This window comes from Microbacterium kribbense (genome assembly GCF_039537285.1).
Lineage (GTDB): Bacteria > Actinomycetota > Actinomycetes > Actinomycetales > Microbacteriaceae > Microbacterium > Microbacterium kribbense.
On record NZ_BAABAF010000004.1, the window covers coordinates 102,321 to 128,129 of the forward strand.

Genomic DNA, 25,809 nt, shown 5'->3' on the forward strand with positions numbered 1-25,809 from the left:
GTGCTGTCCTCGTCCTTGATCGCGCTGGTCGCCCTGGCCGCGATCCTCGCCTACAGCTTCTACGCAGTGCTGCTGGCCGGGCAGCTCAGCCTCGCCCAGCTGGGCATCGCGTCGCTCGCGGCGTTCACCTCGACCCTGGTGGTGCCCGATGCGCCGCTGTTCGGAGTGGTTCCACCGCTGCTGGTGGGCATCGTGTTCGGCGTCGTGGTGGGCATGATCGCCGCCTTCATCCTCGGGCTGCCGCTGATGCGGCTGCGCGGCGTGTTCCTGGCCATCGCCACGCTCGCCTTCGCCGAGATGGTGCGCATCTTCTTGATCAATCAGACCTGGACCCACGGCGCGCAGGGGCTGGCCTTTCCGAAGCTGGTCGGCCCGTGGAGCGCCTGGATCGCGCTGGCCGTGGTCGCCTTCTGCTTCTGGCGGTTGTCCGGCTCGCGCCTGGGCCGGGCCTTCGACGCCGTCCGCGAGGACGAGCTGGCCGCCAGCTCGATGGGCATCAACGTCGCTTGGCATCGGATGATGTCCTTCATCATGGCCGGTGCCATCGCGGGGCTGTACGGCGTGATGTTCAGCTATTTCACCCGCTTCGCCGACCCGAACGAGTTCTCGTTCACCGCGGCGGTGGACGGGCTGGTGATGGCCGTGATCGGCGGCGTGGCGCTGTTCATCGGGCCGGTGCTGGGCGGGGCGTTTCTGACCGTGCTGCCCGAGCTGCAGCGGAGCATCGGCATCGACGCCGGCTGGATCCGCCCGCTGATCTCGGGGGTGCTGCTGCTGGCCGTCATCCTGTTCCTGCCCGGCGGGCTGTCCGGGCTCATCCCGCGCCGGCGCTCGACGGGCGCGCTCGTGACCGATCCCGCCTTGCTGCCGCAGCTGCCGCCGCTGCCGGAGCGCGGCACCGAACTGGTCACGGCGGCGGGCCTGGGCAAGTCCTACGGCGGCGTGCGCGCCGTGCACGATGTGGACCTTCAGGTGCACGCCGGCGAGGTGCTCGGGCTGATCGGCCCCAACGGGGCCGGCAAGACCACACTGGTGAACATGGTCACCGGGCTGTCCCGGCCGACCGCCGGAAGCGGCACGGTGCTGGGCACCTCGTTGACCGCGCGGGTGGCTCCGCACCAGCTCGCCGCGCGCGGAGTGGCCCGCACCTTTCAGCAGATCAAACTGTTCAGCAGGCTCTCGGCGCTGGAGAACGTGCTCGTCGGGGCCTACCGCATCTCGCGGCCGACCACCGCCAGGCGGCTGATCTTCCTGCCCTCGGCGCGGCGGGACGAGCGCCGCGCCATCGCGATGGCCTCACTCCAGCTGCAGCGCGTCGGCCTGGCCGAGAAGGCCGCGACGTCGGCGGGCGGGCTGTCCTACGGCGACCAGCGCCGGCTCGAGATCGCCCGTGCGCTGGCGTCGCATCCCTCGCTGCTGGTCCTGGACGAGCCCGCCGCCGGAATGAACCGGGTCGAGGCGAGCCGGCTCTCCGAGCTGATCCGGTCGCTTGCCGCCGACGGCCTCGGCATCCTGGTGATCGAGCACAACGTGCGGATGATGCTGGAGACCTGCGACCGGATCATCGTGCTCAACTTCGGCGAGGTCATCGCCGCCGGCCGGCCCGGGCAGATCGCCCGCGACCCCGCCGTGCTGCAGGCCTACCTCGGCGCGGCCTCGACCGGACCGGGGGAGCGGGCCGCCGAGCGCGCCGTCGCCGACCTGACCGCGACGCTGGATCCCGCCGGGGCCGGCCCCGACCAGCCGGAGGTCGGGTCGTGAGCGCGGACGAGCCGATCCTGCAGGTCGAGGGCCTGCAGGTGGGCTACGGCCGTGTCGACGCCGTGCGCGGCGTGTCGTTCGAGGTGCCCGCGGGCGCCCTGGTGACGCTGGTCGGCGCCAACGGGGCCGGCAAGACCTCGATCCTCAACGCCGTCGCAGGGCTGTTGCGACCGCGCCGCGGCACGATCAGGTTCCGCGGCACGGACGTGACTCGCTGGCCGGCGCACAAGATGGTGCGGGCCGGTGTTGCGCAGGTGCCCGAGGGGCGGGAGATCCTGGCGACCCTCACCGTCGCCGAGAACCTCGCGCTGGGCGGCTGGCACCGCGGCCGCACCCGCGCCCGCAACGTCGCCGCCATGTACGAGCGCTTCCCGGTGCTGCACGAGCGGCGCGCGCTGCCGGCGGGCACGCTCTCCGGCGGCGAGCAGCAGATGCTCGCCATCGCGCGCGCACTCATCGCCGAACCGGCCGTGCTGCTGCTGGACGAGCCCTCGATGGGCCTGGCGCCGAAGATCGTCGACGACGTGTTCGCGGTGATCGAGCAGATCCGCGCCACCGGCACGACCGTCGTGCTGGTCGAGCAGAACGCCCGGAGGGCCCTGGCGGCGGCCGACTACGGCTACGTGCTCGAGACCGGCGAGATCACCCACTCCGGCCCGGCCGACCAGCTCCTGGCCGACGAACGGGTCATCGAGGCCTACCTGGGCATCGAATAGCGGCCTACGCCCGCGGGGCGAGCCGGGTCACCCAGTCCTCGACCTCGTCGGCTGTGCGGGGAAGGGCGGCCGACAGATTCTGCACGCCGTCGGCGGTGACCAGCACGTCGTCCTCGATGCGCACCCCGATGCCGCGGTACTCGGCCGGCACCGTGAGGTCGTCGATCTGGAAGTACAGGCCGGGCTCGATCGTGAACACCATCCCCGGCGCCAGGATGCCGTCGTAGTACATCTCGCGACGCGCCTGCGCACAGTCGTGCACGTCGATGCCGAGATGGTGGCTGGTCCCGTGCACCATGTAGCGGCGGTGCTGGCCGCCGGTGGCCGGGTCCAGCGCCTCCTCGGCGGTCACCGGCAGCAGACCCCACTCGGCGGTGCGCCGGGCGATCACGGCCATCGCGGTCTCGTGCACGGTGCGGAAGGTGATGCCCGGCCGCGCCACCGCGAACGCGGCGTCCGCGGCCTCGCGCACGGTCTCGTACACCTTGCGCTGCACGTCGGTGAAGCGCCCCGACACCGGGATGGTGCGGGTGATGTCGGCCGTGTAGAGGCTGTCGACCTCGACGCCGGCGTCGATCAGGATCAGGTCGCCCGGCGCCACGGCGCCGTCGTTGCGCGTCCAGTGCAGATAGCATGCGTGCGCTCCGGATGCGGCGATCGTGTCGTAGCCCTCCCCATTGCCGTCGCTGCGCGCGCGACGGTGGAAGACGCCCTCGACGATGCGCTCGCCGCGCGGGTGCGCGATGACCGCCGGCAGCTCGCGGACGATGTCGTCGAAGCCCTCCGCGGTCACGGCGACCGCCAGGCGCAGCTGGGCCAGCTCGTACTCGTCCTTGACCAGGCGCAGCTCGGACACGGCCTGGGTCAGCTCGGCGCTCTCGTCGAGGACGAGGTCGTCGTCGCCGGCGGCGAACTCGTCGATGTGCGCCGTCGCCAGGTCGAGGTCGGCGCCCACTGCGGCCAGCGCCGGGCGCGGGCCGATCCAGAACTCGCCGATCGACGCGTCGCCATAGAACTCGGCGGTGGTGCGGTCGGCGCGCTCGGCGAAGTACAGCGTCGCGTCATGACCGTGCGCGGTCGGCTCCAGCACCAGCACCGCACCCGGCTCGGAATCCGCCGCCCACCCGGTCAGGTGGGCGAAGGCGGCGTGCGCACGGAACGGATAGTCGGTGTCGTTGCTGCGCTGCTTGAGCGTGCCCGCCGGAATCACCAGGCGCTTGCCGGGCAGCAGCGCCGAGAGCTTCGCGCGGCGCGCGGCGGCATACGGAGCCTGTTCGCGCCGGGCCGGCGTGGCGTCGGCGCGGGCCGCCCACCCGGTCGAGATGGTGTCCAAGAAGCCCTGTGGGAAGGGTTGCTTGCGGTTCGTGCTGCTGCTGTGCGGGGCGGCCGTGGCCGCGGGGGCGTCGCCTGTCGTGCTCATGCCTCAAGTCTCGCACGCGCGGTGGTGCCGCGCCCGGGGCGGCTACTTCGCGCCGCCGCCGGTCGGGTCCAGCTGCACGATCAGCGGGCGGTGGTCGCTGCCGCTGCCGTCCAGCGAGGTGAGCACCACGGATCCGGTCACCGTCCAGTCCGGGGTGGCCATCACGTGGTCGATCGGCGCACCGGCCAGGGCCGGCATCGCGGTGGGCCAGGTGCCGACGCCACCGGTTCCGGTGGCGTCACCGGCGTCGCGGCAGCGCCCCATCAGGCCGCCGTCCACGCCGAAGCCGCCCATGTGGTCGACGGTCGCGTTGAAGTCGCCGGCGAGGATCACGTTGCCGGCCGAGCACTGATCGGCGATCCACTGCAGGTCGTGCTTCCACGCGGCCATGTAGTCCTGCCGCGGGGCGACGGCATGCGCCGCGACGATGATCGGCCCCTTGCCGTCGGTGGGCATCGCCACCGCCGAGGGGACCGTCGAGGTGTTGCTGCTGCCGTCGGCGGAGGACTCGATGACCGAGTAGGTGCCCAGGTCGGGCGAGATGAGCATCGTCGTGGAACTGGCATCCCAGCCGTGCGCGCCGTACTGGGTGTGATAGGCCCACATCGGGTGGCCGAGCCCGCGCATCGCGACCGCGACCTTCGCGCCGGTGTCGATCGTGGTCTCCGGCAGCGTCACGATGTCGGCGTCCATCGCCACCGCGGTGCGTGCGATCGTCTCCGGCGACGTCGCCGCGCCCTCCGTGTTCCAGGTCATCACCCGCAGGCTTGCCGCGGCCTTGGCCGGCAGCGCGTCGGTGCCCAGGCCCCGGCTGAACACGATCACGCCGCCGGCGGCGGCGCCGACCAGGGCTATCACGGCCAGGGATGCCGTGAGGGGGCGGATCGGGCGGATCAGCATCAACAGCAGCATCAGCACGAAGGCGGCGGCGAAGCAGACGACCAGGATGCCCCGGAAGGACACGATCTGGGCGATCGGCCAGACCCGTTCGACCCGGAAGAATTGCGGCCAAGTGAGGATGGCCACCGCGATCGCGCACAGCACCGTCACCAGGGTCCCGAAGAGGCGAAGCACGATGCGACTCTAGGTCAGCAGGCTGAGAGATCGGCGCACGCGGCGCGCTACTGTCAGTGCATGGCGCACCACATCTTCACCGGCCCGAGCGACCTGCACCTGCACTCGGACCACTCCGATGGGACGCAGCCGCCGGCGGGCGTGATCGGCGCCGCGCACGAGCACGGCCTGCGCACGGTGGCGCTGACCGACCACGACACCACCTCCGGGTGGGCCGAGGCGGCGGCGGCGGCAGGGTCGCTGCAGATGACATTCCTGCCGGGGATGGAGATGTCGTCGCGATACCGGGGGCGCAGCGTGCACGTGCTGGCCTACCTGTTCGATCCGGACGACGCGGCGCTGCGCGGGATGACCGACCGGGTGCGCAGCGCCCGGACACAACGGGTGCGCACCATGGTCGACCGCATCTCTCGGGACTACCCGCTGAGCTGGGACGACGTCGCGGCGCAGACCGCCGACGGCGCCACGATCGGTCGGCCCCACATCGCCGACGCCCTGGTGGCGCGTGGGCATGTGCCCGACCGGACGGCGGCGTTCACCGACATCCTCAGCCCGCACGGGCCCTATTACGTCACGCTGTTCGCGCCCGACCCGGTCACCGCCGTGGCCTTGATCGCCGGGGCGGGTGGAGTGCCGATCATCGCGCATCCCGCCGGCCGGGCAGGTGTCCTGCCCTGGGCGCTGCTGGCGGAGATGCTGGCTGCGGGCCTGGCGGGATTCGAACTCGACCACCGTGAGAACCGCGAGCCCGGCGTCAGCGAGCTGCGGCGGCTGAGCCGGGAGCGCGAGCTGATCGTGACCGGCTCGAGCGACTATCACGGCGCCGGCAAGCCCAACGTGCCAGGGGAGCACACCACGAGCGACGACATGGTCGCGCGGATCATCGACCGCGCGAGAGGTGCCGCCCCGGTGTACCCCTAGATCCCGGCGCCGATCAGGCGCCGGGCGTCGGCGAGCCGGTGCCCGAACGACGACGGCGACGGCGCCGGCGCGCTGCGGCGGGCTTGCCGTCGCGGTGCTCACGGCCGCTGCCGTCATGGGTTCCGATACCCTCGGCCTCGGCCTCGGGCGCGGACGGGGTGCCGCCCTCGGGCTCGGACTCGTCGGCGGCGGCATCCGGCGCGAAGCTGGCGCCCACGGTGCCCGCCTCGTCGGCGCGGCGCCGGCGGCGACGGCGCTTGGTGCCGCCTTCGCCCTCGGCGGCGGCATCGACCGCACTGCCCGGTCGGTGCATCCGGGGCGTCCGCACCGTCTGGGTCTTCGGCGCGGTCGCGATGCGGCCCTTGGTGCCCTCCGGGATGTCGAGCTCCTCATACAGGTGCGGGCTGGAGGAGTAGGTCTCCTTCGGCTCGGGCTGGCCGAGGTCGAGCGCGCGGTTGATCAGGGCCCACTTGTGCAGGTCCTCCCAGTCCACGAAGGTGACGGCGATGCCGGTCTTGCCCGCCCGGCCGGTGCGGCCGACCCGGTGCAGGTAGGCCTTCTCGTCGTCGGGGACGGTGTGGTTGATCACGTGCGTGACGTCGTCCACGTCGATGCCGCGGGCGGCCACCTCGGTGGCGATCAGCACGTCGCGCTTGCCGGACTTGAACGCCGCCATCGAGCGCTCGCGCGCCTCCTGGCTCATGTCCCCGTGCACGGCGACGGCATTGAACCCGCGGTCGCTCAGCTCGTCCACGAGCTTCTGCGCCGCACGCTTGGTGCGGGTGAACACGACGGTCTTGCCCCGGCCGCGGGCCTGCAGGATGCGGGCGATGATCTCGTCCTTGTCCAGCGAGTGCGCGCGGTAGACCATGTGGTGGATGTTCGCCTGCGCCAACCCCTCGTCCGGGTCGGACGCGCGGATGTGGATCGGGTTGGACATGAACCGGCGGGCCAGCGCCACGATCGGACCGGGCATGGTGGCCGAGAACAGCTGCGTGTGCCGCACCTCCGGCACCTTCTGGAAGATCTTCTCGATGTCGGGCAGGAACCCCAGGTCGAGCATCTTGTCGGCCTCGTCCAGCACCACCTCGTGGGCGTTGGACAGGTCCAGCAGCCGCTGGCCGGCGAGGTCGATCAGCCGCCCGGGAGTGCCCACGACGATCTGCGCCCCCGCGCGCAGCTGCTCAATCTGCCCTTCATAGGCCTTGCCGCCGTAGATGGCGACCACCGACGTGGGGCGGCCGGTGGTGAGCATGTCGATGTCTTCGTACACCTGCACGGCCAGCTCGCGGGTGGGCACGACCACCAGGGCCTGTACCCCCGGTCCGGGGAACGGGCCCAGCCGCTGCACGAGCGGGATGCCGAAGCCGAAGGTCTTGCCGGTGCCCGTCTTGGCCTGGCCGATGATGTCCTGGCCGGGCATGCTCAGAGGGATGGTCTGCTCTTGGATGGGGAAGGAATCAACGATGCCGCGTGCGGCCAGCGTGTCGATGATGTCCTGATCCACGCCGAGCTCGGCGAATGTCGTCACGATATGTGTGCCTGTCTTAATGAGGGCGGCCCTCAGGCCACCGGATGAACGTCCACGCCCTCTCATCTCTTGCAGGTCTATCGCAGGCGCGGGGCCCCGTTCCAACGCCGGGACGCATTCGATCCTACTGGAGCGGCCGATCGCGCCACCGGGCGCCGCGCGGCGCGGGCGGTGCGGGCCCGTAGGCTGGAGTCGTGTTCGGGTGGATCAAGCGCCGCAGACCCGCGGAGCGCACGCTGCGGCTGCGCTCTCGCGGGGAGTTCGGCGACGCCACGCGCGTCGCCTTCGAAGCGCTGGCGCCGGACGTGGACACCTTCCTCGGGCAGGCGGCCTACCTGCAGCTCGGCTACTTCGAGACGCTCGGCGAGCTGATCGCCACGACCCCCGAGCTCGCGCACAAGGAGGCGCTCTCGCGCGCCGCCGGCGCCGCGCTGACCAAGCACCAGGAGATCGTGGCGCTGATCCGGGAGCGCGGCGACGATCCGACCGCGCTGATGCTGCCCTTCCGCGAGCCGCTGGACGCGTTCCGCGTGGCCACGCGTGGCCGGCGTCCGCAGGAGACCATGCTCGCGGTGCACATCACCGCCGGGATGCTGGATGACTTCTACGATGCGCTGTCGGGCAGCTACGGCGAGATCGGCGCGCGGGTCGCGCGCATCCTGCAGTCCGACGACGACCGGCAGGCCATCGTCACGCTGATCGCGCAGGCGATGACCCTCGACCCGGAACTGCACTCGCTGCTGGCGATGTGGGGTCGGCGCCTGGTCGGCGACACGTTGCTGATCGCGCGCGGCGCGCTGCGCGAGCACATCCTGGACGTCGCCGAGGAAGAGCAGATGGAGCCGGTGTTCACCGAACTGCTGGCGGCCCATTCGCGCCGGATGGGCGCGATCGGGTTCACCGCCTGAGCCCTCAGGCGATGTTCAGGCGCTCCCGCTCGCGCCGGTCGTGCACGATGCGCATCCGGGTGATGACGGCCAGACCGCCGAAGACCGCCGCAGCGGGCACGATCAGTCCGAGCAGCCACAGCCATGCGTCACCGGGGTGCATGCCGACCCACGTGAGGATCGTCCACACCGCGCCACCGACCACGGCGCCCAGCATCGGCGTCAGCGCGGAGCCACGGGTGTCCTTGCCGGGCATCGTGTAGTGCGCGAGCGCGCCGATCGCCGCCCCGTAGATGAGGGCGAGGACGATCTGCATCAGGCCACGAACCCGACGCGGCGCACGTCCTCCGTGCCCAGCTCGATGTAGGCGAGGTTCGCCGTCGGAACGATGAAGGTGTTGCCCTTGGTGTCCCGGAACGTCACATGGGTGGCCGATGACTCCAGCGCCGCCGTGACCTGCTCTCGCGCGGCGTCGACGGAATCGCCGGTCTCGAAGTTCAGCTCACGTCCGGTGTTGACGATACCGATGCGGATCTCCACGGATCACAGCCTTTCTGCATGCACGTCTGGGGGCACTGGCAACTCTACGACACGGTCATCGGGCCCCGGCCGCGCCGCGTGCACGCTCTCGGCGAACGCGGGCCGGCGCCCGGCGGGACCGCCATGTCGGGGCCGCCCGCTAGCGTGGGCAGGGATGGACCACACCCTCGACCTGCAGCAGCGCGCCGTCGTCAGCCTGCCCGCCGCCGCCGTCGGCACGGTGGTCGGCGCACCCGGCACCGGCAAGACCACGGCGCTGATCGCACGGATGCAGGCGCTCGTGGCCGCGGGTCTGGCCCCCGACGAGGTGCTCGTGCTCACGCCGAGCCGCCAGACGGCCACGGTGCTGCGCGACCGGCTGGGCCTGGCCGTGGGCGGTGCGACCTCGGGGGCCCTCGCGCACTCGATCGCCTCGTTCGCGTTCCGGCTGGTGCGCGGCGCCGAAGTGCACGCCGGCGGCGAGCCGCCGCAGCTGCTGACCGGCGGCGACGAAGATCAGCTGATCCAGGATCTGCTCTCCGGCGACGCCGAGGACGAGGCATCCGGCGCCGGCCGCTGGCCGGCGGAGCTGGGCGCCGAGATCCGCGGCACCCGCGGATTCCGCAGCGAGGTGCGGGCGTTTCTGGCCGAATGCATCACGCAGGGCGTCGAGCCGGCCCGGCTGCGCACCCTCGCCGAGCGCTTCGGGGTGGCGTCCTGGACGGCGATGGCGTCGTTCTTCGCCGAGTACCTGCAGGTGCGCGCCGACATGCGGGGCGCGCACCGCGACGCAGCGGGCCTGGTGCGCGAGGCCGTGGGCCTGCTGCGCACGGCACAGGATGCGGTGCTGGGCTCTGTCGGCCGGATCCGCGCCGTCCTCGTCGACGACGCGCAGGAGCTCACGCTGGGCGGTGTCGAACTGTGCCTGGCGTGCCGGCAGCGCGGGCTGCCGGTGCTCGCGTTCGGCGACCCGGATGTCGGCGCCGGCGCCTTCCGCGGCGCGACGCCGCACAACTTCGCGCGCCTGGCCGCGGCGCTCGGACCGGTGCACGTGCTGGCCACGCCGCATCGGTCGAGCCCGGCCATGGTGGATCTGACCCGCGCCGTCACCGCCCACATCGGCGCAGCCGGGGTCGTCGCGCACCGGCGGGCGCCCATGGGCGCCGCGGCGGACGGCTCGGTGCGCGCCCTGGTGATGCGCTCGCAGGCGGAGGAGTACGACGTCATCGCCCGGCTGCTGCGCGAACGGCACGTGCGGGATGGGATCGCCTGGGACCAGTGCGCGGTCATCGCGCACGACACTCGCCAGGTCGCCGCACTGGAGGTCGAGCTGGCCGCGCGCGAGGTGCCGTCGCGCGCCAGCGGGCCCGGCCGGGCACTGGGCGGGCTGCGCCCGGTGGCCGACCTGCTGCGCGTGATCGAGCTGGCCGCGACCCCGGCCGAGGAGTGGACCGCAGAGCTGGTCGAGCAGGCGCTTTCCGGTGTGGTGGGCGGGCTCGATCCGGTGCAGCTGCGCCGGCTGCGCACCGCACTGCGCCATGCAGAGCTGCGCGGCGGGGGCGACCGGTCGGCGGGGGAGCTGCTGCGATCGGGCCTGGAGCACGCCGTGGAGTTCGATCTGGTCGACACCCGAGAGGCACGCCGCGCGGCGCGGGTGGCCCGCTGCGCCGACCAGGTGCGCACGGCGCTTGCAGACGGCGCCACGGCGCACGAGCTGCTCTGGACGGTGTGGAGCGGGTCGGGGCTGGAGCGCGCGTGGGCGCAGGCGGCCCGGGGCAGCGGTCCGCTGGCCGAGCAGGCCGGCCGCGACCTGGACGCCGTCGTGGCGCTGTTCCAGGCCGCCAAGCGGTACGGCGAGCGGCGGGATGCGGCATCCGGCAACCCGATGGCGTTCGTGCGCTCCATCGCGCACAGCGACGTCGCCGAAGACCGGCTCGACGCATCCGCGGCCGGCGGCGCGGTCGCCGTGCTCACCCCGGCCGGAGCGCTGGGCGCCGAGTACGACACGGTGATCATCGCGGGCGTGCAGGACGGCGTCTGGCCCAACACCCGGCTGCGCGGCAGCCTGCTGGACACCTGGCGGCTGGCCCAGGTCGCGGGGCACGATCACGATGGCGCCTCGGCGCCGGAGGCGATCGACCGGCGACGCGACGCGCTGCACGACGAGCTGCGGCTGTTCGTCCGGGCGGCGTCCCGGGCACGCACCGCGCTGATCGTGACGGCGGTCGACGACGATGACACCGGACCCAGCGTGCTGTTCGAGTTCCTGCCCGACCCGACGCCGCCCGGCGCGCTGGCCGAGCATCCGCTGTCGCTGCGGGGGCTCGTGGCGCTGCATCGGCGCACCCTCACCGACCCGCGCCCGCGCCCCGAGGCCGTGCGCGGGCGAGCGGCGCGGCAGCTGGCGCTGCTGGCCGACGCGGGCGTCGCCGGTGCCGACACCGAGCAGTGGTACGGCGTGGCCGGGCCCACCTCGTCGGCCCCGCTGCGCGACCTGCGGCGCGAGGCCGTGCGCGTCTCGCCGTCACGCCTGGAGGCGCTGGAGACCTGCCAGCTGAACTGGGTGCTCGGCGACCTGGGCGCCGACTCCGGCGGCAGCACGGCGGGCCTGGGCACCATCATCCACGCGGCGCTGGAGAATGCCACCGGCGGTGATGAGCAGGCGCTGTGGACATACGTGCACGAGCGGTGGGGCGAGCTGGCCTTCGATGCCCCATGGCTCGACCATGCCGCGCAGCGGCAGGCGCGCGATCTGGTGCGCCGGCTGCATCTCTACCTGCGCCGGTTCGACGACGCCGGTGGGCGGCTGCTGGATGCCGAGGGGCACTTCGAGGTGCCGATCCCGATCGACGCGGATGCCCCGCACGGCGCGATCCTCAGCGGCTACATCGATCGCGTCGAGCTGACGGCCGACGGGCGGGTCGTGATCGTGGACCTGAAGACCGGCAAGAACGAGCCGAAGACCGACGCCGGGGTGCGCGCGAACCCGCAGCTGGCCGCCTACCAGCTCGCCTTCGAGTCCGGTGCGATCGCCGGTGCCGACGGCTTCGCGCCGGGCGGGGCGAAGCTGCTGGTGCTGCGCGGCGATGCGAAGACCCGCGACTACGCCGAGCCCTGGCAGCCCCCGTTCGACCAGGAGAGCCGCACCGCGTTCCTGGGACGCATCCGCGCCGCGGTGGACGTGATGCGCGCCGACACGTTCAGCGCGCCGTACGAGGAGCACTGTCGTGCCGACCACAGCTACGGGCTGTGCCGGATCCACACGATCGGGGCGGTGAGCGCGTCGTGATCGCCGGATCGCTGGCTCCCGAGGTCATCGCGGCGGCGCTGGGCCAGTTTCCGCCGACGGCCGAACAGGCCCAGGTCATCGCCGCCCCGCTCGCCCCGGCCCTGGTGGTCGCCGGGGCCGGCAGCGGCAAGACCGAGACGATGGCCGCACGGGTGGTGTGGCTGGTGGCCAACGGCATCGTCGGCCGGGACGAAGTGCTGGGCCTGACCTTCACCCGCAAGGCGGCCGGCGAGCTGGCCGAGCGCATCCAGCTGCGCCTGGCCCGGCTGGGCGAGTTCGAGCGGCTCGGACTGCTGCCGCAGCTGCCCGCGCTCCACGCCGACGGAGCGCTGGAGCGCTTCGGTGAACTGGAGCGCGCCGGCGGCGCCGAGCGTGCGCGCCGCGAACTGCTCGCGAGCCTTGCTGCTCGCACCGGCGCACAGCCGCAGGCGCCCGATGACCAGTCGCTGCTGCACCGGCCGACCGTGGCCACCTACAACAGCTTCGCCGACGCCATCGTCCGCGAGAACGCGGTGCGCATCGGGCGGGACGCCGAGGCCGTCGTGATGAGCGAATCGGCGGCCTGGCTGCTGATGCGCCGGATCGTGTTCGCCAGCGACGACGAGCGGCTGGAGCAGACCGGACGGGCCGCGAGCACCATCATCGACGCCGCCTTGGCCATCGCCCGTGACAGCGTCGACAACCTCGTCGACCTCGACGAGCTGGCCGCCTTCCCACAGCGTCTGCAGCCGCTGTACGACCTGCCGTCGGAGCGGGCGAGCGTCACGATGTACGCGCCGGTGCGCAAGGCGCTGACCGACGTCGGCGCGCTCGAGCTGCTGGTCGACCTCGCCCGGGCATACCACGCGCAGAAGCTGCGGCTGGGTGTGCTCGACTTCGCCGACCAGGTCGCCGGCGCCTGCCAGATCGTGCGCGCGCACCCGTCGGTGGCCGCCGAGATCGGGCAGCGCTACCGCGTCGTGCTGCTGGACGAGTACCAGGACACCTCGGTCGTGCAGACCGAGCTGCTGGCGGCGCTGTTCGCCGACGGCGCCGTCATGGCCGTGGGCGATCCGCACCAGGCGATCTACGGCTGGCGCGGCGCCAGTGCCGGCAACCTCGGCGGCTTCGCGGCGGCGTTCTCCACCACCACGACGTGCGGTCGGTACGCGCTGATGACCAGCTGGCGCAACAGCACGCGGGTGCTGGATGCCGCGACGGCGGTGCTGGCGCCGCTGGCGGCCACGGCCCCGGTTCCGGTGGGACAGCTGCGACCGCGGCCGGGCGCCCCCGACGGCGAGGTGCGCATCGTCGTCGGAGGCGATCTGGACGAGGAGGCCGCGACGGTCGCGGAGTGGTTCGACCGGGTGCGCGCCGCGCGTGCGGCCGGCGGGCGCACCACCACCGGTGCCGTGCTGTTCCGCAGCAAGAGGCACATGGTGCGCTTCGGGGATGCGCTGGCCGCCCGCGGCGTGCCGCACCGCATCCTGGGCCTGGGCGGTCTGCTGTCCACCCCCGAGATCGCCGACGTCGTCAGCGCGCTGCGGGTGATCGCCGACCCGGGCGCCGGCTCCGCCCTGATCCGGCTGCTGGCCGGGCCGCGCTGGGCGATCGGGCTGGCCGACCTGCATGAGCTCGGCAGCCTCGCCCAGCGGATCAGCCGGCACGACGAGGCGCTGCAGCCACTGCCGCCCGAGGTGGCGGCCCGGCAGTCGCAGAGCTCGCTGGTGGACGCGCTCGACTTCGTGCTGCGGCACAACGACGAGCACGGCTGGCTGGCCGCGTTCACGCCGGCCGCCCGGGCGCGGCTGCGCGAGGCGAGCGCGGTGTTCGCGGGGCTGCGGCAGAGCGCGGCGCTGCCGATCACCGAACTGGTGCGGCTGATCGAGCTCGAGCTGCGGCTGGATGTGGAACTGGCGGCCAACGAGGCGCGCGGGCCGGCACGGATCGCCTCCGCCCAGCTGCGCGCGTTCGTCGATGAGGTGCACGCGTTCCTGGCCGCCGACGAGAGCGGCTCGCTGCCGAGCCTGCTGGCGTGGCTGGACCACGCCGAACAGCTCGACGAGTTCGCTCCGCGCACCGAACCGCCCGAGGACGACGTCGTGCAGCTGTTGACCATCCACGGCTCCAAGGGCCTGGAATGGGATGCCGTCGCCGTGGTCCGCATGGTCGAGGACGAGCTGCCGGTCGCGGCCCGGGACACCGCCGGCTGGCTGCGGTTCGGCGCGCTGCCGTACCCCTTCCGCGGCGACCGCGCGTGGCTGCCGCAGTTCGGCTGGCGCACCGCCCAGACCCAGCAGGACCTGCGCGACGGGCTGGCGGCGTTCGTGGCCGCGAATCGGAACCGGCAGATCGACGAGGATCGGCGCCTCGCCTATGTCGCCGTCACCCGGGCGCGCGAATCGCTGCTGCTGACGGCGTCACCGTGGGCCGGCACCCTGAAGGCGCGCCGGCCGAGCCCGTTCCTGCACGAGATCGGGGCTGCGCTGGGCGTCGTGCTGCCCGATGCCGATCCCGGCGAGAACCCGTACACCGGCCGGCGCCGGCTGCTGCAGTGGCCGCTGGATCCGCTCGGCGCGCGCCGCGGCCGCGTGCAGGCAGCGTCCGACGCCGTGCGCGCGGCGCAGGAGGCCCCGCGCGACGAGCCGGACGACGACCTCGCCCTGCTGCTGGCCGAGCGCGCGGCACGGCAGCAGCCGTCGGCCGGGCGGGCGCCGGTGCGCATCCCCGCCTCGCGCTACAAGGACTTCGTGGCCGATTACACCGGGACCCTCGCATCGATCGCCCGGCCGATGCCGGAGCGGCCGTACCGGCAGACCCGGCTGGGCACGCTGTTCCATGCCTGGGTGGAGCGGCGCTCGGGGCTGGTGGGCTCGAGCGGTCGGCTGGACGATCCGCTGTGGGAGGACGAGGACGACTCGGCCGGGCTCGCCGCCGCCGACGAGCAGGCGCTGCAGGAGCTGAAGGCCGCGTTCGAGAGGTCGGAGTGGGCGGATCGGCAGCCGATCGCGGTCGAGACCGAGATCGACTTCCGATTCGTGGGCCTGGATGACCGTGAGCATCTGGCGATCTGCAAGCTGGATGCCGTCTATCGGCACGGCGAGCGCATCGAGATCGTGGACTGGAAGACCGGCGCGCCGCCGCGGGATGCCGCCGAGCGCGAGTCGCGCCTGCTGCAGCTGGAGCTGTACCGGCGTGCGTACCACGAGAAGCACGGCGTACCGCTGGAGCAGATCGACGTCACGCTGTACTACGTCGCGCACGACCGGATCCTGCGCGGCTGACCGCGCGAGCGCGGCTGCTCCTACTGCGGTGTGGCCCACCGGCGCAGCGCGGCCTCGGATGCCCGATCGGCGTCGGCGACGGCATCCGCGTCACCGCCGCGCCCCACCCAGTCCGAGGCCGTGATCGGCGCAGTGGCGTCCGGATCGTCATCCGGCCCGGCACCGACCGGACCGGTCTGGTCCGGGCCCGGCTCGCCGGGCTCGGTGGGCTCGGCGACCGAGTCGGTGAAGAACGCGGTGTCGTCGGCGCCGAACGCATCCGTCTCCATCGAGGTGGCGCCGCCCTGGGGCGCCGGCACCCGCCCGAGCAGGGCGATCGCATCCTCGACGTCCACGCCGTCCTCGGTCAGCAGGTCGTCCCCCAGGACCGTGTCGGCGAGCGTCGTCAGCAGCGCGACGGCGTCGTCGACGATGTCGTCCCGGCCTTCGTCGTGCCCGTGCACGAGCCACTTCGCGAACTCCAGCTCGGCATACAGCCGTGCCCGGGTCAGCAGCGCCGCGTCGGGGGTGCGCACACTGGCGGCCAGATAGGCGTCGACGACGTCGTCGGCCGCCGCCGGCGCCGCCGAGAGCCAGCGCAGATCCTCGGCGGGATCGGCCACCCGCAGACCATGCCAGTCCAGCAGCGCAGACACCCTCGGCTCGTCGCCGATGTCGTGGAACAGGAACGCGTCGGCGCCGACGCCGCCCAGGGTCAGGGTGGGCTCGAACCGCCACAGCCGGTCCTCGGCCAGCGCGCGGCTCCAGCGGGCCAGCAGCGACACCGGCACGCGGTCGCTGCCGGCGACCCGGTCCAGCAGACGGCTGCGCTGCGAGCGCACCTGTTCGGGAGTGCTGATCGGCAGCGGCTGCGTGCGGGCGACCGACACCGGCAGGGAGTGCACCGCGGCGATGGCCGTGCCCAGCGACGTCGCGGCGCCGGGGCCGGCCGGCACGTGCGCGGCATCGACCCGGTAGCCCTCCAGGTGGCTGACCACGACGGCGGGCATCCCGTCCAGGACGGTCTGGCCGTGCAGCACCGGCGCGCGGAACGGCAGCAGCGAGCGCACGCCCGAAGTCAGCGCGCGCAGCGCGTGGGTCTCGGCGACCAGCTCGGCGGCGGCATCCGGATCCGTCGCGACCCGCACGACCACCCGAGACCCGTCGGCCAGGTCCGCCACCGCGGTGTCGTACCGCCCGGCCGCATGCTCGGTGAGTGCGGCCACGCCCACGACCGAAGCCTGCGGCAGAGCCGATGTCACCGTCGCCGCTAGAGTGAGTGGGGAGCGTGCCATGCCCCCAAGAGTAGGTCGGGCCCGGCCACGGAAGGCTTCGCCACGCCCGGCACGGAGGGATCGATGACTGCACATCCACTGGCTCCGATCCCCGCCCTGGGGCACTCCGGATTCGACCGCAGCGCCACCGAGCGCACCGATCCGCAGCTGATCGAGAAGCTGCGCGCGGATGCCGCCACCCGCGTGCTGGTGGTCCGCGGCGACGCCGCCCAGTGCGGCGCCGATGGCCGACTGCACTACCGCGCTCCCGCCGAAGTGCCCCGCGGCGCGCAGTGGATGTTCCTCGGCCGCGCCGGCGACGGCACAGCCCTGCTGGCTGCCGCCTTCGAAGCCGGCGACACGGATGCGAGCTGGGGCCCGCTGCGGGCGATCGGCGGCGGGCTGGACGCCCAGGACGGCGACGCCTTCGTGACCGCGGTGAGCCTGGGCCGCTGGCTGCGCGAGGCGGCGTTCTGCCCGGCCTGCGGCACCCGCTTGCAGGGGCACTCGGCGGGCTGGGCGCGCCGCTGCCCGAGCTGCAGGCGCGAGCACTTCCCGCGCACCGACCCGGCCATCATCGTCGCGGTCGAGAGCGCGAGCCGGCCGGACCGGCTGCTGCTGGGGTCCAATGCCCTCTGGGGCGCGAACCGCTACTCGTGCTTCGCCGGCTTCGTCGAGGCCGGGGAGTCGCTGGAATCGGCGGTGCTGCGGGAGCTGCACGAGGAGTCGGGCATCGCCGCCGGTGACATTCGCTACCGCGGGTCCCAGGCCTGGCCCTACCCGCGATCGCTGATGCTGGGCTTCCGGGTGCGCGCGCTCGATGACGACCGGGCGCGCGCCGACGGCGACGAGATCGCCGCGGTGCGCTGGTTCACCCGCGCCGAGATCGGTGCGGCACTGGACCGCGGTGGATGGGCGGACGGCCGGGCCGACGACGACCGGGTGCTGCTGCCCGGGCCGGCATCCATCGCCTACCGGCTGATCGCCGACTGGTACGCGGAGCGGGCGTGAGCGCGGACGCACTGGCGGGTCTGGACGAGCGCCAGCGCGAGGCGGCGACCACCCTGCGCGGACCGGTCTGCGTGCTCGCCGGCGCCGGCACCGGAAAGACCCGGGTCATCACGCACCGGATCGCGCACGGCGTGGACACCGGGGCGTACACGCCCAGCCGGATGATGGCGGTCACCTTCACGACCAAGGCCGCCGGCGAGATGCGCGGGCGGCTGCGGCGCCTGGGCGTGGTGGGCGTGCACGCCCGCACCTTCCACGCGGCGGCACTGGCGCAGCTGAACTTCTTCTGGCCCACCGTCGCGAAGGACACCGCGCCGGCCATCGTCGACAACAAGGTGCGCCTGCTCGCGCATGCGGCCGACGGGCTGGGGATGCGACTGGACACCCCGACCCTGCGCGATGTCGCGGCGCAGATCGAGTGGCGCAAGATCACGATGCGCTCGATCGATGCCTACCCCGCGGCGCGGCCGCAGGGCGTGCCGGGGATGGACCTGGACGCGCTGATCGACCTGCAGCGGGCGTATGAGAAGCTCAAGGACGAACGCCGGCAGCTCGACTTCGAAGACGTCCTGCTGGCATGCGCGGGGATGCTGGAGGCAGAGCCCCGGGTGACGGCGGCCGTGCGGGAGCAGTACCGGCATTTCACCGTCGACGAGTTCCAGGACGTCTCGCCCCTGCAGTTCGCGCTGCTGCGGCTGTGGCTGGGCGACCGGCGCGACCTGTGCGTCGTGGGCGACGCGAGCCAGACCATCTTCTCGTTCGCCGGCGCCGACGCGTCATACCTGCTGGACTTCCCGCGCCGGTTCCCGGACGCCCGGGTGGTGCGGCTGGAGACCAGCTACCGGTCGGCGCCGCCGATCCTGGATGTCGCCAACGGGCTGATGCAGGGCCGGCCCGGGGCGCTGCGGCTGAGCGCGGCCGGCTCCGCCGAACCCGGTGCGCTCCCGCAGCTGACCGGCTATCCGGATGACGCCGCCGAGGCGCGCGGGGTGGCTGCCGCGGTCGCCGCGCAGGTGCGCGCCGGCGTCGACCCGCGGACGATCGCGGTGCTGTACCGCTCGCACGCGCAGTCCGCACCGCTGCTGCAGGCTCTGGCCGAACAGCAGATCGCCGCGACCGTGCTCGGCGGCAAGCGGTTCTTCGACCTGCCCGAGGTGCGCCAGGCGGTGCTCGCGCTGCGCGGTGCGTCGGTGGCTCCGCTGCCGGCGGCCGGGCTGGTCGCATCCGTGCGCGATGTGCTGCGCTCGCTCGGCCTGACCGACGACCCGCCGCCGGCCGGCGGTGCCGTGCGCGACGCGTGGGAGGCGCGCCGGGCGATCCTGCGGCTGGCCGAGGAGGCCCCCGCCGAGACGTCGCTGCGCGCGTTCACCGACGAGCTGCGCTCGCGTGCGAAGGACCAGCACGAGCCGGCGATGCGCACCGTGACGCTGGCCACGTTGCACGCGGCCAAGGGGCTGGAGTGGGATCACGTGCACCTGGTGGGCGTGGCCGAGGGACTGCTGCCGATCTCGTACGCCACGACGGCCGCGCAGGTCGACGAGGAGCGGCGGCTGGCCTATGTCGGCATCACGCGCTCCGCGCGAAGCCTGTCGCTGTCGTGGTCGCACGGCGGTGCGGGACGGGCGCCGCGGGCGCCGTCGCGATTTCTTCAGGAGATCGGCACGCGCACTCTGCGTGCGGTCGATGCTCCCGCCACGAGCGGCGCGGCGAGTCGGCGTGCACGGTCACCGCGTACGACCGAGCGCCCGGCTCGTCCGGCTCGCTGAGCAGGCGCGCCGCCAGCAGTCCGGCCTCGGCGGCCAGCGCCGGCGTCGGCGCCGGCAGCGGATGCTGCAGCAGCTGCGCGGCCACGGCGGGCCAGGCGGGGTCGGTGTCGCACCGCTCGGCCTGGACGCACATCAGACACGGCGTCCGGCCCGGTCGCACCAGTGGTCCGATGGTCACCGCGCCGGCATGGAAGACCACCGGTACGTGTGCCGTGTCGGTGCGCATCAGCACCGTCAGCTGCCGCGGGTCGATCACGTGCGAGCCGACGAGCACCACGGCCGCACCGGCCTCCGGGCTCTGCGCCAGGTCGATCCCGGCGGTGCGCAGCGCGGCGGCGATGCCCGGTGCGGTGCCGCCGGGCGCATTCGCACCGGACTGCAGGTGCGCCGTCGGGGGAGCGGGTGCCGGCGCTGTGGCCAGCACCGCCGCCAGCCGATCGACCAGAGCGCGTGCGCCGGCCGCGCTGCCGCCGAGGGCTTCGGCGATCAGTCCGAGCGCGGCGTCGGGCACGCCGCGCTGCAGCTCGCCCACCAGGCGCTGCTGCCACGGCGCGGGATCGTCCAGGCACGCCACGCCGTCTGCGCCGAACTGCAGTCGGTCGGGGGAGCGCCACACGGGGGGAAATGCGGGGTCGAGAAGGATCATGCTCCGATTGTGGGCCCGCCCGCACGGCGCATGTCGACTATCCACAGGGCAGCTGCGTCGGATGCCGGATCCGCCGCCTGTGGAGGAGCCGATGCGCGCGTGCCGGGCTGCTCAGACCGGACGCGGCCCCTCGGGGCCGTCGTGGCCCGGGTCCGCGTCGTCCGCGTTCATGGCATCCGGCCCGTCTTCGCCCTGGGCCGGCGGCAGGTCGCCGCGCAGCAGCGCGTCCAGCGCGTCATCCATCTCATCGCGCGCCGGGGCCTCGCCACGAGAGTGCGCCCGCAGCCGCTCGATCAGGGCGGACGGATCGTCGATGTCGGATGCCTGCGGCATCAGGTCGGGGTAGTCCCACAGCCCGTCGCGGCCGGCAACCCCCACGGCCTCGGTGACCGCGCGCCACATCGCCGCCGCCTCGCGCATCCGGCGCGGGCGCAGCTCCAGGCCCACCAGCGAACCGAGCGCCTTCTCGGCGGGACCGCCGACCGCGCGTCGGCGGCGCACCGCCTCGGCGATCCGATCGGCCGAAGGCAGCCGTGCGGTGGCATCGGCGGTGACGACCTCGACCCATCCCTCGATCGTGGCCAGCAGGTTCTCCAGCCGGGTGAGCGCCTCGGTCTGCGCCTCGCTGTGCGAGGGCAGCAGGGCGCCGCTCTGCAGCGCCTCGCGCAGCTCGTCCGGGTTGGCCGGGTCGAACCGCGACGCGAGATCGGCCAGGGCGTCGGTGTCCACGTGCACGCCGCGTGCGAACCCGGACACCTGGGCGATCACGTGCAGGCGCAGCCACTTCGCGTGCCGGAACAGGCGCGCGTGCGCGAGCTCACGGGTGGCCAGGTACAGGGCGAGCTGGTCTTCGGGCACCTGCAGGTCACGGCCGAAGTCGGCGAAGTTCTGCGGCAGGATCGCCGCCTGCCCGGCCGGCATGATCGGAATGCCGACATCCCCGCCCGAGACCACCTGCAGCGACAGCTGCCCGATGACCTGTCCGAGCTGGGTGGCGAACAGGCTGCCGGCGATCGTGCGCATCGCCCGGCCCGCACCCTGGATGAGCTGCTGCATCTCTTCAGGCGCCTGGCTGCGCATCGCCTCGGTCATCGCGTCGGCAATGCTGGTGGCGACCGGCTCGGCCAGCTCCTGCCACACCGGCAGGGTCGCCTCGACCCAGCCGCCGCGCGTGATCGCCTGCGCCGGGGCGGCCAGGTCCGAGATCGCCGTGACTTCGCCGAGCCAGAGCGTGGCCAGCGCGAAGGCCTGGTCGAACTCGCCGCGCTGGCCCCCGGTGACGCCGCGGTCGCTCTGATTGGCGGTGTGCAGCGCCTGACGCTTCGCGAGGTCCCACGAGATGCCGCCTTCGGGGGCGTCCTTGAACGCCGCGTGCAGCTGGGCCATCATGTTCTGCATCATGGCCGGATCCACGCCCAGGGCCCGCAGCTGCTCGAGCTGCTCGGGGTCAGGAGAAACGCCGGCGCCGCCGAACAGCTGGCGCAGCAGCTGCTCGAAGTCATCCTCGGAATTGCGGTCGTCATCTGCCACTTCAGCCGTCTTTCAGCAGGGGGTGGGTCGGTGGTTCTACGCTAGTCGCACGGATCACGATGATCCCCGGTCCGAGGCGCTGCGCCTGTACGCCGGTCGCGAACGAGGGACTTCGGAAGGTCGGATGTGGCGCTGTTCGACGAGAACGTGACGGTCGGCCCGGCACCGCGCGGCAGCCGGGGGCGCGGGGCGGCCGTCGGCGGCTGGTGCCTGACCTTCGCGATCGTGGTGCTGCTGGTGCTCACCTTCCTGCCCACCGCCTATGTCATCCAGCAGCCCGGTCCGGTGTTCAACACCCTGGGCGCGGCGCCGGACGGCTCCGGCGGGCAGACCCCGCTGATCACGGTGCACGGCGCGACCAGCTACCCGTCCACCGGCACGCTCGACCTGCTGACCGTGCAGACCGTCGGCAGCCCGGCGCGCACACCGTCCTGGGTGCAGCTGGCCGCCGCCTGGTTCGACCGGTCGCAGGCGGTGCTGCCGCTGGCGGCGGCCTTCCCGGCCGGGCAGAGCCAGAAGGAGCGCGATCAGCAATCCACCGCGATGATGGTCGACTCGCAGAAGGAGGCCACCGCGGCCGCCCTCATCGACCTCGGCTACCACGTCGTGTCCAAGATCACGGTGTACTCGCTGATCGACGGGTCGGCGGCGGCCGGCATTCTGCGCAAGGGCGATGTCATCGTGCGTGCCAACGGCACCGCGATCGACGACGCCGATACGCTGCGCACGGTGATCGCCGACGCCGCCGGTGGACCGGTCGCACTGGTGATCGACCGCGGGGGCGTGCAGAAGTCGGTCTCGGTCACCCCCCAGCGCACCACGGTGAACGGGGCGGCCACCTGGTTGATCGGCGTCACGCTGATCACCGACTTCGACTTTCCGATCGACGTGCAGATCCAGCTCAACAACGTCGGCGGTCCCTCGGCGGGCATGATGTTCGCGCTGGGCATCATCGACGCGCTCACGCCGGGAAACCTCGCCGGCGACGCGACGGTCGCCGGGACCGGAACGATCGACGCCGCCGGCGAGGTCGGGCCGATCGGCGGGATCCGGCAGAAGCTGTTCGGGGCACGACGGGCCGGCGCGCAGTACTTCCTGGCCCCGGCATCCAATTGCAACGAGGTCGTCGGGCACATCCCGCAGGGTCTGCGCGTGTTCGCGGTGAAGACCCTGGACGACTCGCTGCACGCGGTGGCGGCCATCCGCACCGGCACCGATCTGAACGCGCTGCCGGTCTGCACACCCTGACGTGTGGCACACGGTCAGTGAACCCCTGCCTAGGATGAGGGGGTGACGTCCACCTCCGCCCCCGCACCCGCCACACCGCACCGCTCCCGTCGCGTCGTAGCGATATCGCTGGTGATCATCGCCGCGCTCGTCGTGGCCTTCTTCATCTTCGCCAACCTCTACGCCGACTGGCTGTGGTACACCCAGCTGGGCTTCCAGGGGGTGCTGACCACCCAGTGGTTGGCGCGCGTGGTGATGTTCGCCATCGGCTTCCTCGGCATGGCCGTGCCGGTCTGGCTGTGCATCCAGCTCGCCTACCGGATGCGGCCGGTCTACGCGCGCCTGAGCTCGCAGCTGGACCGCTACCAGGAAGTCGTCGAGCCGCTGCGGCGGCTGGCGATGTGGGGCATCCCGGCCTTCTTCGGCTTCTTCGCCGGGTTCGCGGCATCCACCCAGTGGGAGACCACCGCGATGTGGCTGAACGGCGTGCCCACCCAGGTGAAGGACCCGCAGTTCCACCTGGACACCGGGTTCTACATGTTCGCGATGCCGTTCTACAGCTCGGTGCTCGGCTTCACCTCGGCGGTGCTGCTGATCAGTCTGCTGGTGACGGCCGTGGTGGCCTACCTGTACGGCTCGGTGCGCATCGCACAGCGCGAGATGCGCATCTCTCGTGCCGCGCGCATCCAGTTCGCGGCGCTGGCCGGACTCTACCTGCTCGTGCAGGCCGCCAGCCTGTGGCTGGACCGGTACAAGACGCTGGTGGCCGACAACGGCCTGATCACCGGCCCCGGCTACACCGAGGTCAACGCGGTCATCCCCGGCCAGATGATCCTGGCGATCATCGCGGCCATCGTGGCGGTGCTGTTCTTCATCACGGCGTTCATCGGTCGCTGGCGCTACCCGCTGATCGCCACGGCGCTGCTGATCATCTCGGCGATCGTGGTCGGCATGGCCTACCCGTGGGTGGTCAACGTCGTCCAGGTCAAGCCGAACGAGCTGAGCCTGCAGAAGGCCTATTACCAGCGCAACATGGACGCGACCAAGACCGCCTATGGCATCAGCGGCATGGACGACATCCCGTTCGCCGCCAAGACCGACGCGACCAAGGGGCAGCTGCGCTCGGATGCCGCCACGACGGCGCAGATCCGCATCATGGACCCGGCGATCATCAACCCGACCGTGCGCCAGCTCGAGCAGGTGCGGCCGTACTACGGCTTCAAGAACCCGCTGGATGTGGACCGGTACGAGATCGACGGCCAGTCGCAGGACACCGTGGTCTCGGTGCGCGAGCTGAACATCGGCGCCCTGGGCGTGGATGCCAGTTGGCAGAACACCGCGCTGATCTACACGCACGGCTACGGCGTCGTCATCGCCAAGGGCAATGCGCGCACCGACGACGGGATGCCGGTGTTCCTGGAGCGCGGTATCCCGGCCACCGGCTTCCTGTCAGATCAGAACTTCCAGCCGCGCGTCTACTTCGGCGAGAACTCGCCGCAGTACTCGATCGTCGGCGGCGGCAAGGGCTCGACGCCGATCGAGCTGGACTACCTGTCGGGCACGGAAGGCGCCGAAGAGGTCAAGACGACCTTCAGCGGCAACGGCGGCCCGAACGTCGGCAGCTGGTTCAACCGACTCATCTATTCGCTGAAGTTCCAGTCCGAGCAGATCCTGTTCTCCAACAGCGTGAACCCGCAGTCGCAGATCCTCTACGACCGCAACCCGGCGCTGCGCGTGCAGAAGGCGGCGCCGTACCTGACGCTGGACAACGACACCTACCCGACCGTGGTCGACGGTCGCATCGTGTGGGTCGTGGACGGCTACACGACCAGCGCCGACTACCCGTACTCGCACACTACGAGCCTGTCGCGGGCGATCGCGGACTCCTCGAACCCGACCCCGACGTTCGCGCTGGACAACATCAACTACATCCGCAACTCGGTCAAGGCCACCGTCGACGCCTATGACGGGCACGTGACGCTGTACGCCTGGGATCCCAGCGATCCGGTGCTGCAGACCTGGCAGAAGATCTACCCGAACACGCTCAAGCCGATCTCGCAGATGTCCGGCGAGCTGATGAGCCACGTGCGCTACCCGACCGACCTGTTCAAGGTGCAGCGCTCGGTGCTGAACATCTATCACGTCACCGACGTGAACTCGTTCTACCGTGGCGACAACATCTGGGCGACGCCGGACGACCCGCAGCAGTCCGACCGGCTGCAGCCGCCGTACTACCTGACGATGAAGATGCCCGGCCAGGACGCGCCGCAGTACTCGATGTTCACGAGCTTCATCCCCGAGACCAGCGGCGCCGACTCGCGCAACGTGCTGATGGGGTATCTCGCCGTCGACTCGAACGCCGGCGACAAGGCGGGCGTGAAATCCCCGGACTACGGGCAGCTGCGGATGCTGGAGATCAGCGCGAGCACGCCCATCCCCGGGCCCGGCCAGGTGCAGAACAACTTCAACGCGCAACCCAGTGTCTCGCAGCTGATCAACCTGCTGAAACAGGGGCAGTCCCAGGTGCTGCCGGGGAACCTGCTGACCCTGCCGGTCGGCGGCGGCCTGCTCTATGTGCAGCCGGTGTTCGTGCAGTCCTCCGGTCAGACCCAGCTGCCGGCGCTGCAGAAGGTGCTGGTCGCGTTCGGCAACAAGATCGCGTTCGAGGACACCCTCGCGCAGGCTCTGGACTCGCTGTTCGGCGGCGATTCGGGGGCGACCACGGGTGACACGAATGTGACCACATCGCCGTCGCCGAATCCCTCGGGCACGTCGACACCGGGCAGTCAGACCGGCGGCACCAACCCGGCGACCTCGGTGGCGTTCCAGGCCGCGCTGCAAGAGGCCAAGCAGGCGATGGATGCCAGCAAGACCGCCCTGCAGAACCAGGACTGGGCGGCGTACGGCACCGCGCAGGCGAAGCTGACGGCGGCGCTGAACACGCTGCTGCAGCTCTCCGGCGACAAGTAGCCGGGATTCGGCCCCACCCCCGCGG

The 25,809-nt window shown here is 72.3% G+C and carries 17 protein-coding genes; 10 read left to right on the forward strand and 7 right to left on the reverse strand.

All coding sequences use genetic code 11. The features are described 5' to 3' along the window. Positions 1–1,761 carry a branched-chain amino acid ABC transporter ATP-binding protein/permease gene (locus tag ABD705_RS06450; RefSeq protein WP_344781730.1) on the forward strand — a complete coding sequence of 587 codons (1,761 nt, stop codon included), beginning with the start codon at positions 1–3 and terminating at the stop codon, positions 1,759–1,761. Continuing rightward, the gene (locus tag ABD705_RS06455) at positions 1,758–2,477 is read left to right on the forward strand and encodes an ABC transporter ATP-binding protein (protein ID WP_425562038.1); all 720 of its coding nucleotides are present in this window, start codon (positions 1,758–1,760) and stop codon (positions 2,475–2,477) included. Before ABD705_RS06450 ends, ABD705_RS06455 begins: the two co-directional genes overlap by 4 nt. Before the next feature lie 4 nt (positions 2,478–2,481). Here ABD705_RS06455 and ABD705_RS06460 read toward each other — a convergent pair whose 3' ends face one another. Beyond that, complete coding sequence (locus ABD705_RS06460) at positions 2,482–3,897, reverse strand: aminopeptidase P family protein (RefSeq protein WP_344781732.1); 1,416 nt, start codon at positions 3,895–3,897, stop codon at positions 2,482–2,484. 42 nt (positions 3,898–3,939) lie between these two features. Next, complete coding sequence (locus ABD705_RS06465) at positions 3,940–4,971, reverse strand: endonuclease/exonuclease/phosphatase family protein (RefSeq protein ID WP_344781734.1); 1,032 nt, start codon at positions 4,969–4,971, stop codon at positions 3,940–3,942. Positions 4,972–5,031: 60 nt separating this feature from the next. Here ABD705_RS06465 and ABD705_RS06470 point away from each other — a divergent pair, with 60 nt between their 5' ends. After that, on the forward strand, positions 5,032–5,892 hold the full coding sequence (locus ABD705_RS06470; protein ID WP_344781736.1) for a PHP domain-containing protein: 861 nt from the start codon (positions 5,032–5,034) through the stop codon (positions 5,890–5,892). 13 nt (positions 5,893–5,905) lie between these two features. On the opposite strand, the gene ABD705_RS06475 is transcribed toward ABD705_RS06470, so the two are convergent. Beyond that, the gene (locus ABD705_RS06475; RefSeq protein ID WP_344781738.1) at positions 5,906–7,423 is read right to left on the reverse strand and encodes a DEAD/DEAH box helicase; all 1,518 of its coding nucleotides are present in this window, start codon (positions 7,421–7,423) and stop codon (positions 5,906–5,908) included. A gap of 194 nt (positions 7,424–7,617) precedes the next feature. On the opposite strand from ABD705_RS06475, the gene ABD705_RS06480 reads away from it, so the two are divergent. Next, positions 7,618–8,331 carry a ferritin-like fold-containing protein gene (locus tag ABD705_RS06480; protein WP_344781740.1) on the forward strand — a complete coding sequence of 238 codons (714 nt, stop codon included), beginning with the start codon at positions 7,618–7,620 and terminating at the stop codon, positions 8,329–8,331. A gap of 4 nt (positions 8,332–8,335) precedes the next feature. On the opposite strand, the gene ABD705_RS06485 is transcribed toward ABD705_RS06480, so the two are convergent. Together ABD705_RS06485 and ABD705_RS06490 are read right to left on the reverse strand one after the other, a co-directional pair. After that, entirely contained in the window at positions 8,336–8,626 is a 291-nt protein-coding gene (locus ABD705_RS06485; protein WP_344781742.1) for a hypothetical protein, read from the reverse strand. Continuing rightward, on the reverse strand, positions 8,626–8,850 hold the full coding sequence (locus ABD705_RS06490; protein WP_344781744.1) for a DUF3107 domain-containing protein: 225 nt from the start codon (positions 8,848–8,850) through the stop codon (positions 8,626–8,628). The genes ABD705_RS06485 and ABD705_RS06490 overlap by 1 nt, the downstream gene beginning before the upstream one ends. A 154-nt stretch (positions 8,851–9,004) precedes the next feature. Here ABD705_RS06490 and ABD705_RS06495 point away from each other — a divergent pair, with 154 nt between their 5' ends. Together ABD705_RS06495 and ABD705_RS06500 are read left to right on the forward strand one after the other, a co-directional pair. Further along, on the forward strand, positions 9,005–12,118 hold the full coding sequence (locus ABD705_RS06495) for a PD-(D/E)XK nuclease family protein (protein ID WP_344781746.1): 3,114 nt from the start codon (positions 9,005–9,007) through the stop codon (positions 12,116–12,118). Next, positions 12,115–15,381 carry an ATP-dependent DNA helicase gene (locus ABD705_RS06500; protein WP_425562048.1) on the forward strand — a complete coding sequence of 1,089 codons (3,267 nt, stop codon included), beginning with the start codon at positions 12,115–12,117 and terminating at the stop codon, positions 15,379–15,381. The genes ABD705_RS06495 and ABD705_RS06500 overlap by 4 nt, the downstream gene beginning before the upstream one ends. Before the next feature lie 20 nt (positions 15,382–15,401). On the opposite strand, the gene ABD705_RS06505 is transcribed toward ABD705_RS06500, so the two are convergent. After that, positions 15,402–16,655, reverse strand: coding sequence for a phosphotransferase (locus tag ABD705_RS06505; RefSeq protein WP_344781750.1), 1,254 nt, complete (start codon positions 16,653–16,655; stop codon positions 15,402–15,404). A gap of 63 nt (positions 16,656–16,718) precedes the next feature. On the opposite strand from ABD705_RS06505, the gene nudC reads away from it, so the two are divergent. Further along, on the forward strand, positions 16,719–17,645 hold the full coding sequence (gene nudC / locus ABD705_RS06510) for an NAD(+) diphosphatase (RefSeq protein ID WP_344781752.1): 927 nt from the start codon (positions 16,719–16,721) through the stop codon (positions 17,643–17,645). Next, positions 17,642–19,411, forward strand: coding sequence for an ATP-dependent helicase (locus ABD705_RS06515; protein WP_344781754.1), 1,770 nt, complete (start codon positions 17,642–17,644; stop codon positions 19,409–19,411). The genes nudC and ABD705_RS06515 overlap by 4 nt, the downstream gene beginning before the upstream one ends. Positions 19,412–20,168: 757 nt before the next feature. On the opposite strand, the gene ABD705_RS06520 is transcribed toward ABD705_RS06515, so the two are convergent. Beyond that, positions 20,169–21,587: a zinc-dependent metalloprotease gene (locus ABD705_RS06520; RefSeq protein WP_344781756.1), complete on the reverse strand. Its 1,419-nt coding sequence runs from the start codon at positions 21,585–21,587 to the stop codon at positions 20,169–20,171. A 126-nt stretch (positions 21,588–21,713) separates the two neighbouring features. Between ABD705_RS06520 and ABD705_RS06525 the strand changes: the two genes are divergently transcribed. Beyond that, positions 21,714–22,835: a YlbL family protein gene (locus ABD705_RS06525; protein ID WP_344781758.1), complete on the forward strand. Its 1,122-nt coding sequence runs from the start codon at positions 21,714–21,716 to the stop codon at positions 22,833–22,835. A gap of 42 nt (positions 22,836–22,877) precedes the next feature. Then, positions 22,878–25,784, forward strand: a complete 2,907-nt coding sequence (locus ABD705_RS06530; RefSeq protein WP_344781760.1) for a UPF0182 family membrane protein — start codon at positions 22,878–22,880, stop codon at positions 25,782–25,784. The last annotated feature ends 25 nt before the right edge of the window (positions 25,785–25,809 follow it).

Excerpts from the sequence above, each read along its gene's own strand:
- ABD705_RS06460 (WP_344781732.1), bottom strand. The coding sequence starts at position 3,897 with ATGAGCACGACAGGCGACGCCCCCGCGGCCACGGCCGCCCCGCACAGC.
- ABD705_RS06470 (WP_344781736.1), top strand. The coding sequence starts at position 5,032 with ATGGCGCACCACATCTTCACCGGCCCGAGCGACCTGCACCTGCACTCG.
- ABD705_RS06485 (WP_344781742.1), bottom strand. The coding sequence starts at position 8,626 with ATGCAGATCGTCCTCGCCCTCATCTACGGGGCGGCGATCGGCGCGCTC.
- ABD705_RS06495 (WP_344781746.1), top strand. The coding sequence starts at position 9,005 with ATGGACCACACCCTCGACCTGCAGCAGCGCGCCGTCGTCAGCCTGCCC.
- ABD705_RS06505 (WP_344781750.1), bottom strand. The coding sequence starts at position 16,655 with ATGGCACGCTCCCCACTCACTCTAGCGGCGACGGTGACATCGGCTCTG.
- nudC (WP_344781752.1), top strand. The coding sequence starts at position 16,719 with ATGACTGCACATCCACTGGCTCCGATCCCCGCCCTGGGGCACTCCGGA.